This window comes from Bacteroides sp. An51A (assembly GCF_002161565.1).
GTDB classification, from domain to species: Bacteria; Bacteroidota; Bacteroidia; order Bacteroidales; family Bacteroidaceae; genus Phocaeicola; species Phocaeicola intestinalis.
Genome location: NZ_NFIC01000006.1, coordinates 39,632 through 57,579, shown reverse-complemented (window position 1 = coordinate 57,579; position 17,948 = coordinate 39,632). Strand labels below are relative to the sequence as shown.

The window sequence follows — 17,948 nt, the reverse complement described above, 5'->3', positions numbered from 1 at the left end:
ACGGGACACAAGGTGACCTGATCATCCACAAAGAAGCTCAACACCAGTGCGTCTCCGTGTCCAAAGTAAAAAATAATAATGGCAATAAAAGTACATTCATACGAATCGTTGGGCACTTACGACGGACCTGGCATCCGTCTGGTAGTCTTTTTGCAAGGGTGCAACTTCCGGTGCTTGTATTGTGCCAATCCCGACACCATCAATCCGCAAGGTGAAAGCAAGGCCACGGATCCCCAAGACATTTTGCGGATGGCAACAAATCAAAAACCTTTTTTCGGCAAGAAAGGCGGCATCACCTTCAGCGGAGGAGAACCTACGATCCAGGCAAAAGACTTGATACCTCTGTTCCGGATGCTGAAGAAAGAGGGCATTCATATCTGTCTGGACACAAATGGAAGCATCTGGAACGAAGATGTGAAGGAACTGCTGACACTGACCGACCTGGTACTGCTCGATGTAAAGGAATTTAATGATATACGCCATCGCCGGCTGACCGGTCATAGCAATGCCCAAACGCTGGAAACGGCTGCCTGGCTGGAAGCTAACGAAAAGCCCTTCTGGTTGCGTTACGTGCTAGTTCCAGGCTACAGTTCATTTCGTGAAGACATCAAGGCTTTAGGAGCCCATTTCCATCCTTACCGGATGATAGAACGAGTAGAAATCCTGCCTTACCACACACTAGGCGTTCATAAGTACGAAGCAATGGGTCTGGATTACCAATTAAAAAAAGTTCCTCAAAATACACCCGAAGAACTGGAGGAAGCCCAGATGCTGTTCGAAACATACTTTATTAAAGTCTATGTCAATTGAATGGAGCTCTATGTAGCCCGGTGTAAAGTAACTGTTTTACCACAGAGGACACAACACACAGAGTCTTTTAAATTTTTCCTTCGAGTGCTCAGTGTCCTCTATGGTAAGAAAATACACGAACTTGTACCGCGCATGATATAACTAGAAACCGCGTCTTGCTATATTGAAAAATTAAAGCCCGTCATCCTGTCCCTTACGCTTCACATACACCCGGTGAGGAGCACGCCCCTTGATGTCGATAAGGTGCGCTTTCACCCATTTGTCCAAGTCCTGCCAAGCTTTGTATTTCAGCAGCCCCGTCAAAGCGCCATATTCCGCACGGGTGATATAGTCGTGGCTCTCCAGATACGATTGAAGCAAGGCGAGCCGCTCTTCCTCCGTATACGTGTACGAACTTTGCCGGAATTTCTTCCCCGAAGGGGCACGCAGTACCTTTCCGTCGCATTGCTTCGAGAACTGTTTCGATACGGTCACCTTCACCTTATCAAAACGGATGGATTGGGCGTGTATATCCCCTTTATCGTACACTTCCGCATCTGCCTTGAGCGAGGCAGAAACCGTGCCGATGTTCCCTATCTGCACGCGGTACCCCTCCGAAAGGAGCTGCTTGGTCCAGTTTTCTATTTCTTCCATCACGGCAAGGATATTTCCTTTGGTCAATCCGGAATGGGAGGCAATCTTTTCTGTAAGTTCATCAAAAGAAACAGTCTTGTAAGGACGCAGTTTAGGATAAAGGTGCGATCCGCTTTCATTGTTTCCTTTTGGCGGCACAGGCAAGAAATCATAAAGGGCACTCATGGCAATGTGTTTTTAAAAGGTTAATAATCGGTTTTCAGTTGTCTCCTTTTTACGGTTTCCATATCGAAACCGTACGTTCTTCAATTGGAAACCATACGTTCTCCAATTGGAAACCGTACGTTCTTGATATCAAAACCGTAAAAGGGAGCTATCTGCAAAGATAATATAGCCCAGAAGAGAAGTCAAGTGTTTGGGGGATTTATTTGAAAAAGATTCGGATATAAATTCTTGATTTTTCAAATAAAAAAGAATATTCGTTTGATTTATTCGTAAGTATTGCTTACTTTTGTGGCAGTGAGCAGTCAGAAGCGTCTGCGGCTCACTATTTTGTGGGAAAAATATTATGTGAGAAGCGTCATGCTTCATTCTTGTTCTTGAAAACCTAGGAAATTTTCAAAACACACAAGGATGGACGTTGGCGGTTCCCACGCTGCATAGCGTGGGTCTGCTGTCTATTTACCATTGTGTGTTGGGTTTTCCTAGGACCTTCAAGAACGTGGAAGTAGCACGCAGTTCCACGCTTCTTTTTGTTAACTTTTAAATCTTCGAGGGGCTGGAAGGTAACGGAGGATTCAATTATGAGCCATAATTATGAAGTCGGCAATATTGTGAAACTAAAATCGAATGGTCAGAATATGCGAATAATTTCGGTTAGAAAAAATCCTATTGACGAAGAACTTTCGGATTATATTGTTTGTGAATGGGACATGAATGGAGAAAAGAAGCAAAGAACATTTCATGTTGATGAAGTTGAATTTGTTAATGTGGGAAAGATAAAACCTTATAACATTGATGATGATTGCTACTCTTCTTGTTGGTGATTAGTGACTAAATATTTGTATCTGCCTATAATTATGTGTATGATGAAGCGGAAATTTCCATTTTTTATAATAGCGTTATTTATTATATGCCCGTCTTGTTCAAAACGTGTTCCAATACATCTTGATAATATAGCTTTTTCAAAACAGAATTTCACATTCTGCTTTAAAGGAAAAGATTCTACCCAACTAACATATATTATAAAATATGGCAATTTTGAATTATATAAAACTCAGTTTTTCGCTGAAGATGATAGTTCTTATAGTTTTAAAAAAGCGACCATAAAGATGTTAAGCAAAAAGGCTTATGAAATAGCATACGAAATAGCAAATAAAGATTCGTTTCCTATACACTACATGATAAAAAATGACAGTATTATATTATGTGACACAGCAATATTTTACAAAAAAATTCCTCCAGTTATTTCAGATAGCATTTACGCTTATATGAAAAATACTCATTATGCTGGGGTGCAAAAAAGTACATATAAAGATAAAATTTACGACGTAAAAAAATTTTTGGTAAATTACAATCTAAAAGCAGATAGTACAACCATAGAAACTATGGCAAGGTATTTATTTTACTTGTTGACTAATAATACAATAGCTTATAAGAATAATAAAAAAATTCCGATTTATAAACAATTACCAGCGCAGTCTGTGAATATAAAAACAAATATGAACGCAGATTATTTTTATTTAGTTGGTGTAAAAAATCAGAAAACTTTAGATGACTTTATTAAGACCGAAATAGTCAATGGATTTACGCAAGGACAATCTTCTTATGTAAGAGGTACAAAAGATTTACACTTGTCACCTATAAAAACGCATGGAAATTATCTTTATTTATTTCTGTGTGGAATAAATAAAGATTGGAGTTCAAAAAGTATTCTTGTAGGTGGTGTAATTATTGACGATGTACCTCCATATATTTCATCTAAGTTTAACTATTCATCTATTTTTGAAGCTAAGAAACATAGAGAATATGGATATAATATTGAAAAATTTTATAATTACTATGTCGACTTTGATTATAACTATGATATACAAACAGATATTTTGTCATTGAAATATGGAAATTTTGATGGAAATGATTACGATGGTTATTCTGTTCCTTTTATATTAAAATTAGATTCGTCTTTTGATTTATCTGCAATAGTTATTAAAGGTAAAAAGAAAAAGATAAATGATATGAACGTAGAAATAAGGGAGCAAGGCAATACTATATATAATTATACAAAACATTATATTATAAGATTCAGACACCATTTTCATAAATTGAATACTGGTGATAATTATATACAAATTGATTTTTTAGATACACGTGGAAATAAGTCAACAACTACAATTAATATAAGAACTGAAAGAATAAGAAATAATGGAACTGAAGTGAATGTATATAATGAAATCTATAATTAAAATTGATCATGCTGAAATCTGTTTTACAATGAAATATTTATAGAAAATTCAATAAATCTATGTTATATGTCAATAAACAAAGAACATAGTTTAGCAATCAGCAAAATACTTAATTGCTATCTGAACACACAAGTGAACGACCTATTTGATTTGGCTGAAAACATGAAAGCACTAAACAACTTTCAAGTTAAGATAAATGAATTGCAAGACATGAAAAATGCCAATCAAATAGAACAAAATGGATTAGCTTTGATTTTACTACGGAAATATGTAATGGAAGAAAAGTTTGGGAAGCAATTGATGCGGAATCTGATACGCCAATATTATGACTTGAATGATGAACAAATTTTGAAATACGAAAATTGTGCGGTTGGGAAATACAACAGATATTTTATAACAAATTTTTCCGTATATATTCGAAAAGGTATTCATTTTCATTGTGACAATCATGAATATTTCTTATCACCGCCTTGTTGTAATATCCATAATGATTTTGGAAGAAATTGCACAACAAATAAATATAAGACAGAAGAAGGTATAGGATATTTTATGACATCTTTAAACTTAAACCCTAATGCTGATTCATTTGAACATTTGCATAAAAACGGAATCATAAAGAATCCTTATATTGATTGGAGTAAATGGGATATAGATGATTTTGTTGAAATGAATGATTCTATCACTTTACATCCCCTATTAAACAATTGTGGCTACATCGCTTGGCAAGGAATAGACAATATAGAGCAAACCCTTCGCCACATTCAGCAATTAAATAATAAGAATCGGGCGGAAACGGATAAAGATTATATTACGGATGAAACTGTAGAGAAAAAATTGGAATATTATACGAACAACATTTATAAATTGTATTCGTATTTACCTCTTCAAGCATCATTCGTTTTGGAACATCAAGATGAATTAGATTGGGGAGTTATGGAACTGAATCCACGGATAGAATGGACATTTCCTTTGGTACAACTGTTATTGAGAAAACATGCTCTATTGCCAGAACCGGAACAATCCAAAGGTCTAAAAGGAAACCAAAGCATGTTTGACAAATTGTTCAAGCCGATACTAAATGATGAGATTATTAGTGATTTAGAAAAGTTATATGACATGTAAATAAAACGCTACAAGTATGGTCAAGACATTAAAGGAACAGCAACGCTTTATCATAGAGACAAAAGCGAATGCGGAGAGTGTGATAGCTACGGAAAAGGCTGATAATGAACAATGGAAAATCCGTTTGAAAAAGGACAGGGCTTACCCTCAAAGTTCCCGTACCAAGCGGAAGAAAAGGAAATAAAATGGAGATAGACAAAGAAACATTAGACTCAAGGATTCAACAAGCGTCAGATTGCGTCAAGTTCTTGAATGAACATCAGGAAGTTTGGCTGCGCTTACATGATTCAAGTTATTCCCTTTTGGTCGTCCATGCTAAAAGAGGCAAGGATTATTGCTTTCCGAGTTTTTCTAAAAGCTTGATTCCTTATACTAAGCTATTACAGCAATATCAAGAATATAAGCATGACGTGAAAGTTTGGAATGCAGGTAATCCAGTATATTCTGAATATTGGTTGCCTATAAGCACAAATTATGTGGCAGAAGAAACCTATATCGATTTGTCCTCCGCCAAACTGCCCATACTTGTAGCCAGCTGGAAATTGAATGAACATTATGTAAAGACCGCTTGCCCTTCCCTTTTGAAGTTTATAAAGGCTGAAAAGAAAAAGAATAGGCAAATCATGCCAACACTCAAAAGAATGAAATCTTTTTGGAATATGTTTGCCAAGTTTTTCAAAAGAGCAAAAGAAGAAAAGCCAGACCGTTCTGCTAAAGATGACAACAATGACAACTTTGCCAAGTATAAAGGATTGGGGAAACACAATCCTTGCTTGATAGACATATGCAACAGATTTTGCGGTTCGCTTTCGAAAATCTCTTTGAAAGGTTCCACCAATCTGAATGCCTTGCTGACAGAATTGCCCGACTTGAATTTGGATGAAATGTATGTATTGGATAATTACAATCCTCAGCCCGACTCTCCTTATTTTAGGGATATCGGACAGCATTTGCGGCTTTACGCCCGGCTTAAATCTGTAGAAAAGCCATGCGATGTAGATTTTGCCATGTGGTATAATAGGGATAAAAAATATCCGGAAGCAAAACCTCTCCCAGAGTTTGAAAGTCCTTTCAAACACATTACATTACCTTTTACCGAAGAAGCCATTTGGCAAGCTTATCTGTTGAAGCAAACCAAGCATAAGATAGGGATGTGGTGGCATGGTTTGTATAAATATCGGGTCTTCATTAATCAGATTGAGGACATAGACCATCTGACACAACTGTTTGAAGCGAACTATAATGAGCTAAATCACTTTAAATCTGAGGCAAAGGCAAATTGGTCGGAAAGCATGTCTCCCGTAGTCTTCTTGGATGATGATAAAGCCTACATCAGCCATTATTGGTTCGATTATTGGTATGGACTAAGGCAAGTGGAATGCTTGGTAAAGTACAATCCACATTCTCATACGATTACTGATTTTCAGATAAAAGAATCAGAAGCGATTGTTCGTTTTCATTGCGGAATAATGTTTTAGTGGGTAAGAAGCCATGAAAACATTGGGATATGTCAATAAAAATGAAGACAAACTGAAAGGCGTTTTCTTCGGCCAACCCATAAGAGATACGTTAGGGTTGTTCATGCGGCATCCAATGGGAATCGGCAGGCATAATATCAATCTAACTAGCCCATTTACAAAAAGGAATCCGCCTCAAAATAAAGTTACTTTTATCTTGAGGCGGACTTAATATTTGTATAAAGGCCTACTTCAGGTCAATCATCTTATAGCGCTCGCCGGTAGACTTCACCAGTTCGTTCAGGAATTCTTGCGGATATCCGGGACGGTCAAGCGGAGCCGTATTGCCCGTTTCGGGACGTACCAGCTTGCCATTCTTTACCCGTTTCACTACCCCGTCGTTATAGCGCACAATGAGGAACTCGCCCAACTTCTTCCATGCATCTACCGCCGCCTGGGCACTCATGCCTGTGTAATTGGTGAGGAACTCTTTCGCCTTCTGCGGATTCTCGGCATAAAGTTTCATCGCGGTGCTTTCGATTCCAGATTGCGCATCGGCATACATATCTTCCAATGCATTCTGAACGGTACGCATATCCTCTACCATCAAGCTATAACGCGGACGAATCATATCTGCCACCCAATTGTAAATCCAAAACGCCGAGTTCCATGAGAACGTGACACAATCGCCTTCTCCTTCGGCATACGAAGCCGGCACCTTATCGGTATTGCAATACACCGGAGTGAAAACCGTCATGTTGGCATCGTCCAAGCCGAACCACAGAACACCGCCAATAGCATCGGGCATCGTGGAACGCATCTGGGAAACAAACGTAAAGGCACTTTGCTGGGTCGAGATGGGACGCTCGTTGAAATATTCCTGCCCGTCTACCTTAAATGTCAACGGAGACAAGCGGTAAGGCATCTGAAAGGCTCCGGCACCCATATCGTTCGTAATATCGAGGGGAGTCCCTTCGTAATGGTCGCGCATCGCCTGCTGGATGTCGCGCACCGACACCTTGCGGTCGGGCTTCACGTAAAGCGGCATCGGCTCCTTGCTTTTGCCTTGGATGTAAGGAAGATATGCATCGCCGGTGGTCTTGCTGAACATATTATAGAAACTCCACACGCGGGCTTCGCACGCACGCAAGCCACTGAAATCCAGCGGACAATAGGCATCGGCAAAGCTGAAATCCTTGTTCATCCCATTGAAATAACCTTTTTCACGGGCGAAGGAAATCACATCGGGCGAATACAGACAATTGTCCTTGTCGTTCAGGTCGAACTTATGGATGCGGCTTTGGTTGGCATGTGCCGCGATGCAATCATCGGGAACGCGTACCGCTACCCATACGGCACCTTTCACGCCCGGTCCTTTGCCTATCATTTCCATAATCCATACCTCATTCGGGTCGGCGATAGAAAACGATTCTCCGCTGCTATAATATCCGTATTCCTTAACCAGATCGGTCATCACCTTAATGGCTTCCTTTGCCGTGCGAGAACGCTGGAGCGCCACATAAATCAAGCTTCCATAGTCCATGATTCCGGTAGTATCCACCAGTTCGGGACGTCCGCCAAAGGTGGTCTCCCCTATCGTCACCTGAAATTCGTTCATATTTCCGATGACATTATAGGTCTGCTTCGCCTCCTTTATCTGCCCCAGGTACTTGCCGGTATCCCATTCGTAGATAGGGCGCATGGCTCCCGATTCGTGCGTCATCGCCGGATAATGGCACAAGAATCCGAACATGCCGTACGAATCCGCCGAGTAGGAAACGATTACAGACCCGTCGGCAGAGGCTTTCTTTCCGACAATCAGGTTGGTACAAGCCCAACCGTTCATCACACACATTGCCAATAGCATGGCAATCCATCCAAGTTTTTTTCTCATTGTTATTCGTGTTTTTTATTTTGATAATTTATAATTGTTCTGAAACGCAGATACCCGCAGATTGACGCGGATTTAAATGCATCGCCCGATGCACCTATATGCATCAGCCGACGGACGTATATGCATCGACTCGCGCACCTATATTCAGAATTCATATTCCTCTCGTGCCTCGTTCCCGCATCCGTCTTTCACGATGACTTCCAGCCGATGAGCCACGCCTTTCTTTATCCGCTCAGGGTCTTGAATGACCAAGATGCCTTTCTTCAGCCCGAACAATACAAACTCTCCGTCGACATAAACCTTATACGAAGCAATCCCAGTCTGCGCATCGCTCACCCGGAAACGTATGTTGCGGTTCGTACGCCAAGTGCCTCTTCCCAAGGGAGTAATGCGTGGAGCGACCGTATCTATCTGTACCGAAAATGTACCGAGCGTACGGACGGTTGCCTTTATCCAACCGTTGGCGTATGTTCCTCCCACCGATGCTTTCCACTTGCCCACCCGTTGCTCGATGTAATATTTCGTGGTATCTGCTACGGGCAAACGGCGCACGCCTATTTCCAACGGACAAAAGCCATGCAAAGGTGCAGGTCCCGCATCAAGTACATAGTCGAACGAGATATTCCCACTATCACTCACCACACGGGTATCCAGTTCGGTATCTTCATACACCATGGCTTTCGGAACAATCAGGTTCATGCCCGGTTCCTGTACGACATTGGTCTGGTTCCAGTGCAATATCCACTTGGTTTGAGGCTCGTAAGCAGGGATGTCCTGCCGCTTTCCGGACACGGTGAAACGATAAGAACGCTTGTTCCCGAAATTATCCTCCAGCACATACCGGAAATGATAATCGCGCTCCTCGTCTATCGTCACGATGCCCCTTGCGTCATCCGTCTCCAATAAACGCAAGCTATTGCCGGGAGCCTTATACGAACGCATGACGAGCCGGCGGGTTTTCGCGTACTCTCCATAATCGATAAAGCTGTTTATCATCCGGTTCTCATTTGCCGAAACTTCATCGGTAACGCTCCGGAAAACCTGTACCGAATCGACATAAAGCGTCACCGAATGCACGCCATAGAAATTGGAAGTCCCGCTCATGTAATCCTTAGCGGCAATGCCCGTATAGATTTCTCCCCATGCCGTAAAGCGTTGCTTCAGGTTTCCAGCCCCTACCAGCTTGCGCCGGGAACTTCCGTCTACCACTCCCCTGCCCTTTACGGGATAAAGCCCTATCAGGCTTGCCACGGGCGGACGGTCATCCTTCAGGTATTTCCGGAAGTAAGGCATGGGGTCGACATAATCCCCGTTATCGTTCCGGCGCAACTCCAGGTGCAGGTGCGGCCCTGCCGATGAGCCTTCGTTTCCGCTCAACGCAATCATTTCTCCCTTTTCTATGGGAAGCACATCCGGCTCGATGCGGATGTCGCATACAAACGTCTCATGTTCGTACTGATACTTACGGACATATTCCTGAATTTTCGGAGCGAACGAAACCACGTGTCCGTATACCGAAGTGAATCCGTTGGGATGGGTCACGAACAAAGCTTGCCCATATCCGCCATGCAGCACCATGACGCGCGACACATAGCCTTCCGCTACACTGTAAATAGGTTTTCCTGTCACGCCTCCGGTCTTGATGTCCAAACCGTTATGGAAATGATTGGGACGCAATTCACCAAAGTTCGCGCTCAATAAAAGCGGAAAGTCGAAAGGCGAACGGAAGTCCGGCTGCATCCTGTTCTGTCCTTGCAAGGACAACATCGCCCCCCAAGCCAGTATCAATAATGTCAATAATAGATGTTTTCTCATCTGAATCTATCTGCTATTTTTATTCATTATCTAAAATCGGGAACAAATATACAATTTCCCTGTAAAAACGCCACATGAAATTTGTCATCTATTCATTTTTTTCTTATATTTGTGAACTTTCGGATGATTCCGAAAAGGAAACTTGTGACCTTTCCTAATACCAAGATTCTCTTTACATTTTTACTTGTTTTCAATAGGATTACATATAATTATAGCAAACAGAATAGGAAGGGAAACAGTTATGATTGCTCCCCCTTCTGAGCGGATGATGATATCTGTGATGATGACTTTAACGCATGAATGTTACAAGTAGAGAATCTCTTTCTTCTACTTGTAACAAACAAGCGAACATTTTTCTCGTTATTACTACAAGTTATAGCAGATAAATATTTTTCAATAGGTCTGTCGACAATAATGTCTTACCTTTGCGGTGCATTAGAAAAAGTATAACCACTTTAAAACATTATTGCGATATGTTCGAAAAAGGAAACAGAGGAAACACTCTACACGGAATCCTGCTCATTGCCCTCTTCTCATTTGCAGCATTCTACATCTCAGAAATCCCATTTGTCAGAAATCTCTCATTCAGCCCGCTTATCGTCGGTATCATATTAGGCATGCTGTATGCCAACAGCTTACGGAACCGGTTGCCAGAGACATGGGTACCGGGCATCAAGTTCTGCACCAAGCAAATCCTGCGTGCCGGCATCGTGCTTTACGGTTTTCGTCTGACCCTTACACAAGTAGTAGCGGTAGGGCTTCCCGCCATCCTCATTGATACCCTCATCGTGGCTGGCACCATCGGACTGGGTGTATGGCTGGGACGTGCCTTGAAAATGGACAAGGACACTTCGCTCATGACCGCTACGGGAAGTGCCATTTGCGGTGCGGCAGCAGTACTGGGAGCCGAACCGGTGGTGAAATGTGAAGGGCATAAAACCGCCATTGCAGTATCTACGGTCGTTATCTTCGGTACCATTTCCATGTTCTTATACCCGATTATGTACCGCGCCGGACTATTGGACGCATTAGGGAACATCGGTACGGCTATCTATACCGGAAGCACACTTCACGAAGTGGCACACGTAGCCGGAGCCGGCAATGCCATGGACCCGACCGATGCCTTGGGCATAGCCGGTACAGCCACCATCACCAAGATGATTCGCGTCATGATGCTTGCCCCGGTATTGGTTATCATGAGTTTCGCACTTGCCAAACGCAAGTCGGCTGAAACCGGAAGCACCTCGGGTAAAAGCAAAATCACCATCCCCTGGTTTGCCTTCGGATTTATCGGCATCATCTGCCTCAACTCTTTCCTACAATATATATTAGGTGTAGAGAGTGTAAAGGAAATCCCGCTGAACGGCGCCATCGAATACATCGATACCTTTATGCTGACCATGGCGATGACGGCACTGGGCACAGATACCAGCATCGAGAAGTTCAAGCAAGCGGGCGCCAAACCGTTCCTTCTTGCCGGATTATTATATGTATGGCTGGTGGGAGGCGGATACCTGCTCACGAAATGGCTGGTTCCGGCGTTGATGTGATGTCTCACAAAGAAACGATTTAAACACAGATTAGCGCAGATTTACATGGATAAATAATAAAAAGAATCCATGCAAATCTGCGTTTCTTCGTTTTTTCAATAGCAGAACAAATCATATTTAAAGAATTATTCGTAGTTTTGCAGCGATTTGTTACAATATGAAACAATTTAATTACTGAAAAACTATGATAACATTTGTATTGAGCCTGATAGCCCTCGTAGCGGGCTATCTCATTTATGGGCGTATCGTAGAGCGTATATTTGCTCCCGATGACCGCCCTACCCCTGCGGTCAGCATGGCGGACGGGGTCGATTACGTGGTACTTCCCGGATGGAAGATTTTTATGATTCAATTCCTGAACATTGCTGGAACAGGCCCTATCTTCGGTGCCATCATGGGAGCCAAGTTCGGTCCTTCCGCTTACCTGTGGATTGTATTAGGCTGCATCTTTGCCGGAGCCGTGCACGATTATTTAAGCGGCATGCTCTCCATGCGCCATGGCGGAGCCGGATTGCCCGAACTGGTAGGCGCTTATCTGGGCGACCGCACCAAGAAAGTAATGCTGGTTTTCTCCGTATTCCTCTTATTAATGGTAGGTGCCGTATTCGTTTATAGCCCTGCTATCATTTTAGGAAAACTTTGCAGCGACTCGCTAACGTGGGTGTACATCTGGTGCCTCATCATTTTCGCTTATTACTTCCTTGCCACCATGCTGCCCATCGATAAGATTATCGGACGCATCTATCCGATTTTTGCCATAGCCATGCTGTTTATGGCAATCGCCTTAATGGGCGTGCTCTTTATCAAATGGCCTTCCCTACCCGAACTGACCGATGGGCTTACGAACATGAATCCGGCTTCAGGAACCATATTCCCCTGCCTGTTCATCACTATTGCCTGCGGAGCCATCAGCGGTTTCCATGCCACCCAAAGCCCGCTTATGGCACGGTGCATCAAGAGTGAACGCCAAGGACGCCCCTTGTTCTATGGAGCCATGATAACCGAAGGAGTAGTTGCTCTGATATGGGCCACCGTATCGATGTACTTCTTTTATGGAGGTGCTGCCGGAGAGTTAGGCGTGCCGGCTACCCTGCAAGCGCCCGAAGTCGTTACCACCGTATCTCAAGGATGGCTGGGAGTATTCGGCGGCGCCCTGGCAATATTGGGAGTAGTAGCCGCCCCTATCACCAGCGGCGACACAGCCCTGCGCAGTGCCCGGCTTATCATTGCCGAATTCCTGCACTTGGAACAACACTCCATACGCAAACGCATCTACATTTGCATCCCCGTATTCGGAGTCACCTTAGCGCTATTATGGTATAACATTGCCGATGCAGACGGATTCAACGTGATATGGAATTATTTCGGATGGGCTAACCAAACATTAGCGGTATTCACGCTTTGGACAATAACCGTTTACTTGGTACGGAAGAAGAAAAATTATTGGATTACGCTTCTTCCTGCCATGTTCATGACGGCGGTCTGCCTTTCGTTCCTGCTCATTTCCAAGGATAGTTTCGGCTTGCCAACTATCGTAGGCTACATCTCGGCTATAGCCGCTTTCATCATATCGGGATTGCTCTTTGCTATATGGAAAACATCAGCAGGCAAGTCCATGCACAACTAATCATTGCCACAGAAGTACACTGAAGACTTTAGCAAACCTATAATTGGACCTTCAGGGTACTTCTGTATATCTTTCAAAGAAAGGCAAAGTCATTTTGTTCCGCCTTTTATGCGTCCGGGAATCCGGTGTTCCTGCAAATAACGGAAAACAAAATGAATGAAATTAAGTGCCGTTCCATCTTCCTGCCCTTGCTGAGACACGAAACAGAACTGACGCTGGAAATGCAAGCCTGCAATGTCGGTAATTCGAAACACATTCTCTTCCAATTCCCGGCGAATAGCAAATATTGAAACAATGCCCAGACAAGGACTGTGCTTCAAGAAAGACTTGATGCCTTCGGTACTTCCCAAGTGCATCCGTACATTGAGCGAAGAAAGTTTCACTCCCTTTTCTGCCAAGACGGCTTCGATGGCATCCAGCGTGCCCGAACCACGCTCACGGAGAATCAAAGGAATCTGCCTGAATTCTTCAAACGAAATTTCCTCTTCCGGCTCTCCTCCTTCCTGAATAGACGAAACCGGGACCAATTCATCACACAAAAAAGCTTCATAACGCAAATTAGGCAGACGAAACACCCCTTCTACCATTCCCAAATCAATGCTATGTTCTTGCAATGCCTGCTCTACATTACGCGAATTGGTTTCAATCAATGTCAGCTTGATTTTCGGATATTGACGAGTATATTCGGCAAGAATAGGCGGAAGAACATATTGGGCAATGGTGGTGCTGGCTCCCAAACGCAACTGTCCGCTATACTCGTTATGCAACAAATGCATGCTATAATCCAACCTGCGGTATTCAGCAAGAATCCGTTCACTATACTCCAACAGCACACGCCCTGCCTCGGTAAGGGAGATCTTGTTGCCCAACCGGTTGAACAAGCGCACCTGATAAAGACTCTCCAATTCGTGAATATGCTTGGTTATGGCAGGCTGGCTGACAAACAGTTCCTGCGATGCCTTGGTAAAACTCAGGTTCTTGGCCACCGCATAAAAAACTTTCAAACGAAAATCAGACATACCTTCTTCCCATCATAATTCATCGGCACGGATGCCCAATGCCTGAAGTATGGCAAATCCCAACATTTCGAATGTAAAGTTTCCCGAATAAACAGGTGGATTCATGCCGAACACCGTAACCGGATCTTTCTTTTCCACCTTATTTATATAGTCGCTCAGACGGCTACCATATCCGTCTTCATCCGGAACGGCAATGATATGCCGCACATCTTTCGACTCGGCCATCAACTGGAACGACTCGGCAAACAAATCTTCACGCGTAGCCAATCCAGACGGCTGGAAAGCATAAAGCGAGAATTCTCCCAACTGACTCTTAAATGCCATCGAATGAATTTCTTTTTCCAAATCAGCAGGAGCACAAAACGAGAAGCGCTTCCCCTCAGCATCATAAACAAAGATTACCTGCACTTTCGTTTCACCTAAGGATACACCAGCATCTAAGGCAAGACATTCCAACAGTACAGCCAAATCAGCTTTTGGCAACTCACGCTTCAACATCGGGGCAAAATGCGCTTTCAAATCATTTCCCACACGGTCAAGATAAGACGCATCAATCAGCATCACCACCGGGTCGAAAGGTATCTTCTTTTCCATATATCCAAACTATCTAACGGTTTTGGGAGTAAAGATACGAAAACTTTACTGACAATTTGTACAAAGAACGGACAATATTGCAGAAATCCAAGGTAAACATCTGACATATAGACATATATACACTCTTCTTGCCGTTTGGCAAAGAATTTGATGAATAGTAATCGTAATTCATTTACTAAGAAACAAAAAGGAGAATACAATATGAACTTTAACAACTTTACAATCAAATCGCAAGAAGCTGTGCAAGAAGCGGTCAATCTGGTACAAAGCCGCGGACAGCAAGCCATCGAGCCAGAACATTTGATGGCAGGGGTGCTGAAAGTAGGAGAAAATGTGACAAACTTCATTTTCCAGAAACTGGGCATCAACGGCCAACAAATCGAAACGGTACTCGACAGGCAGATTGCTTCTCTGCCGAAGGTATCGGGAGGCGAACCCTACCTGAGCCGTGATGCAAACGAGGTATTGCAGAAAGCCATCGAATACTCGAAAGGATTAGGTGACGAGTATGTATCACTGGAAGCGCTGCTGCTCGCCCTGCTGAATGTGAAGAGCACCGTTTCCACCATGCTGAAGGATGCCGGACTGACCGACAAGGAACTGCGTGCAGCCATCAGCGAACTGCGGCAAGGACAGAAAGTAACTTCGCAATCGAGCGAAGATACCTACCAGTCACTGAACAAGTATGCCATCAACCTGATTGAGGCAGCCCGTACCGGAAAACTCGACCCCGTAATCGGACGTGACGAGGAAATCCGCCGTGTGCTTCAGATATTAAGCCGGCGTACGAAGAACAACCCGATTCTGATTGGTGAGCCGGGTACCGGTAAGACCGCTATTGTAGAAGGGCTTGCCCAACGTATCCTGCGTGGTGACGTGCCCGAAAACCTGAAGAACAAACAGCTCTACTCACTGGATATGGGTGCGCTGATTGCCGGTGCCAAATACAAAGGCGAATTCGAAGAGCGGCTGAAATCGGTTATCAACGAGGTGAAGAAATCAGAGGGAAACATCATCCTGTTCATCGATGAAATCCACACACTGGTAGGTGCAGGAAAAGGTGAAGGTGCCATGGATGCAGCCAATATCCTGAAACCGGCATTGGCACGTGGCGAACTGCGGAGCATCGGTGCCACTACCCTTGACGAATACCAGAAGTATTTCGAAAAGGATAAAGCCTTGGAGCGTAGGTTCCAGACCGTCATGGTGGACGAACCCGACACGGCAAGCTCTATCTCTATCCTGCGTGGCTTGAAGGAGCGTTACGAGAACCACCACCAAGTGCGTATCAAAGACGAAGCCATCATTGCCGCCGTAGAACTGAGCAACCGTTACATCACCGACCGTTTCTTGCCCGATAAGGCTATCGACCTGATGGACGAGGCAGCCGCAAAACTCCGTATGGAGCGTGATTCGCTTCCCGAAGAGCTGGACGAAATCGAACGCCGGTTGAAACAACTGGAAATCGAGCGCGAAGCCATCAAGCGGGAAAAGGATGAAGCCAAACTTGCCCAACTGAACAAGGAAATAGCCGAACTCAAGGAACAAGACACTTCATACAAAGCTAAATGGCAGAGCGAGAAGGAACTGGTGAACAAGATACAGCAGAACAAGAAGGAAATCGAGCAATTGAAGTTCGAAGCCGACCGTGCCGAACGTGAAGGCGACTACGGAAAAGTAGCAGAAATCCGATACGGAAAACTACAGGCATTGGAAAACGAAATCAAGAGCATCCAGGAAGACCTGAAGAAAAAGCAGGGCGACAACGCCATGATTAAGGAAGAGGTAACTGCCGAGGATATAGCCGATGTAGTATCGCGCTGGACGGGAATACCGGTAAGCAAGATGCTGCAAAGCGAACGCGACAAACTGCTCCATCTGGAAGACGAACTGCACAAACGTGTTATCGGACAAGACGAAGCCATCGAAGCCGTAGCAGACGCCGTGCGCCGGAGCCGTGCAGGACTGCAAGACCCGAAACGCCCCATCGGCTCGTTCATCTTCCTTGGCACCACCGGTGTAGGTAAGACCGAACTGGCAAAGGCACTGGCAGAATACCTGTTCGATGACGAATCGCTGATGACCCGTATTGACATGAGTGAGTATCAGGAGAAACATACCGTCTCGCGTCTGATTGGTGCGCCTCCGGGATACGTAGGTTATGACGAGGGCGGTCAGCTGACCGAAGCCGTGCGCCGGAAACCTTACTCGGTCGTACTGTTCGATGAAATCGAGAAAGCGCACCCTGATGTCTTCAATATCCTGCTTCAGGTATTGGACGACGGACGTCTGACGGACAATAAGGGACGTACGGTGAACTTCAAGAACACCATCATCATCATGACCTCCAACTTGGGAAGCTCATACATACAAAGTCAGTTTGAGAAGATTAACGACCAGAACCATGACCAGATTGTAGAAGACACCAAGAAAGAAGTGATGGAGATGCTGAAAAAGACCATCCGTCCGGAGTTCTTGAACCGTATCGATGAAATCATCATGTTCCAGCCGTTGGATAAAGACCAAATCAAGCAGATTGTACGCCTGCAAATCAACGGCATACAGAAGATGCTTGCCGACAATGGCGTAACGCTGCAGATGACCGACGAAGCCGTCGAGTTCCTTGCTACGGCAGGATTCGACCCCGAATTCGGTGCACGTCCGGTCAAGCGTGCCATCCAGCGTTACCTGCTCAATGATTTGTCGAAGAAACTGCTGGCTCAGGAAGTCGACCGCACGAAACCGATTGTGGTAGAACGCAATGCCGACGGTCTGAAGTTCCGCAACTGAAAAATATCAATAATGCTTTATCCACAAGGTTGGTAAAAACAGGATTACCATTTTCAATAAAGCAAAAGAGGCTGTCTCACCACCAAGAGACGGCCTCTTTCTATTTCGAACTTGACGGTGGGTTTGTCTTTTCAAGCAAATTAAGAAAATGCGAACATTTATTTTTTTACAATTGGAGTGAGCTAATTGTGCCTCATACATAGAAGATAGTTTTTGAGATGCTCCCGAAATTTAG

14 protein-coding genes are annotated in these 17,948 nt (G+C 44.0%); 9 read left to right on the top strand and 5 right to left on the bottom strand.

The window, feature by feature from the left end:
• The first annotated feature begins 78 nt into the window (after window positions 1-78).
• The gene (gene pflA / locus B5G04_RS12400; protein ID WP_087397430.1) at window positions 79-810 is read left to right on the top strand and encodes a pyruvate formate-lyase-activating protein; all 732 of its coding nucleotides are present in this window, start codon (window positions 79-81) and stop codon (window positions 808-810) included.
• A gap of 171 nt (window positions 811-981) precedes the next feature.
• Here pflA and B5G04_RS12395 read toward each other — a convergent pair whose 3' ends face one another.
• Window positions 982-1,608 (bottom strand): HU family DNA-binding protein, encoded by a 627-nt coding sequence (locus B5G04_RS12395; RefSeq protein WP_087397428.1) that lies wholly within the window; start codon window positions 1,606-1,608, stop codon window positions 982-984.
• Window positions 1,609-2,186: 578 nt separating this feature from the next.
• Here B5G04_RS12395 and B5G04_RS12390 point away from each other — a divergent pair.
• The 5 genes from B5G04_RS12390 (at window position 2,187) to B5G04_RS12375 (ending at window position 6,445) form a co-directional block, all read left to right on the top strand.
• Complete coding sequence (locus tag B5G04_RS12390) at window positions 2,187-2,429, top strand: DUF2158 domain-containing protein (RefSeq protein WP_143269865.1); 243 nt, start codon at window positions 2,187-2,189, stop codon at window positions 2,427-2,429.
• Between the two features lie 39 nt (window positions 2,430-2,468).
• A complete protein-coding gene (locus B5G04_RS12385; RefSeq protein WP_087208968.1) occupies window positions 2,469-3,845 on the top strand; it encodes a hypothetical protein in 1,377 nt (458 codons plus the stop codon).
• A gap of 66 nt (window positions 3,846-3,911) precedes the next feature.
• Window positions 3,912-4,967: a hypothetical protein gene (locus B5G04_RS12380; RefSeq protein WP_087397426.1), complete on the top strand. Its 1,056-nt coding sequence runs from the start codon at window positions 3,912-3,914 to the stop codon at window positions 4,965-4,967.
• 16 nt (window positions 4,968-4,983) lie between these two features.
• A complete protein-coding gene (locus tag B5G04_RS19885; protein WP_158098060.1) occupies window positions 4,984-5,151 on the top strand; it encodes a hypothetical protein in 168 nt (55 codons plus the stop codon).
• A gap of 1 nt (window position 5,152) precedes the next feature.
• Window positions 5,153-6,445 (top strand): hypothetical protein, encoded by a 1,293-nt coding sequence (locus B5G04_RS12375; RefSeq protein ID WP_087397423.1) that lies wholly within the window; start codon window positions 5,153-5,155, stop codon window positions 6,443-6,445.
• A gap of 226 nt (window positions 6,446-6,671) precedes the next feature.
• Here the strand turns inward: B5G04_RS12375 and B5G04_RS12370 are convergent, their stop codons facing one another.
• Both B5G04_RS12370 and B5G04_RS12365 read right to left on the bottom strand, forming a co-directional pair.
• Window positions 6,672-8,318: a C69 family dipeptidase gene (locus tag B5G04_RS12370; RefSeq protein WP_013616918.1), complete on the bottom strand. Its 1,647-nt coding sequence runs from the start codon at window positions 8,316-8,318 to the stop codon at window positions 6,672-6,674.
• 144 nt (window positions 8,319-8,462) lie between these two features.
• Window positions 8,463-10,133, bottom strand: a complete 1,671-nt coding sequence (locus B5G04_RS12365; protein WP_087397421.1) for a M23 family metallopeptidase — start codon at window positions 10,131-10,133, stop codon at window positions 8,463-8,465.
• Window positions 10,134-10,606: 473 nt separating this feature from the next.
• Between B5G04_RS12365 and B5G04_RS12360 the strand changes: the two genes are divergently transcribed.
• Both B5G04_RS12360 and B5G04_RS12355 read left to right on the top strand, forming a co-directional pair.
• The gene (locus B5G04_RS12360; protein WP_087208956.1) at window positions 10,607-11,683 is read left to right on the top strand and encodes a YeiH family protein; all 1,077 of its coding nucleotides are present in this window, start codon (window positions 10,607-10,609) and stop codon (window positions 11,681-11,683) included.
• A 184-nt stretch (window positions 11,684-11,867) separates the two neighbouring features.
• Window positions 11,868-13,310: a carbon starvation protein A gene (locus tag B5G04_RS12355; protein WP_022038600.1), complete on the top strand. Its 1,443-nt coding sequence runs from the start codon at window positions 11,868-11,870 to the stop codon at window positions 13,308-13,310.
• An 89-nt stretch (window positions 13,311-13,399) separates the two neighbouring features.
• Here the strand turns inward: B5G04_RS12355 and B5G04_RS12350 are convergent, their stop codons facing one another.
• Window positions 13,400-14,329, bottom strand: a complete 930-nt coding sequence (locus tag B5G04_RS12350) for a LysR substrate-binding domain-containing protein (RefSeq protein ID WP_087208955.1) — start codon at window positions 14,327-14,329, stop codon at window positions 13,400-13,402.
• A gap of 12 nt (window positions 14,330-14,341) precedes the next feature.
• The gene (locus tag B5G04_RS12345) at window positions 14,342-14,923 is read right to left on the bottom strand and encodes a DUF6621 family protein (RefSeq protein WP_087397418.1); all 582 of its coding nucleotides are present in this window, start codon (window positions 14,921-14,923) and stop codon (window positions 14,342-14,344) included.
• Between the two features lie 201 nt (window positions 14,924-15,124).
• On the opposite strand from B5G04_RS12345, the gene clpB reads away from it, so the two are divergent.
• On the top strand, window positions 15,125-17,713 hold the full coding sequence (gene clpB, locus B5G04_RS12340; protein WP_022038597.1) for an ATP-dependent chaperone ClpB: 2,589 nt from the start codon (window positions 15,125-15,127) through the stop codon (window positions 17,711-17,713).
• Window positions 17,714-17,948: the final 235 nt, after the last annotated feature.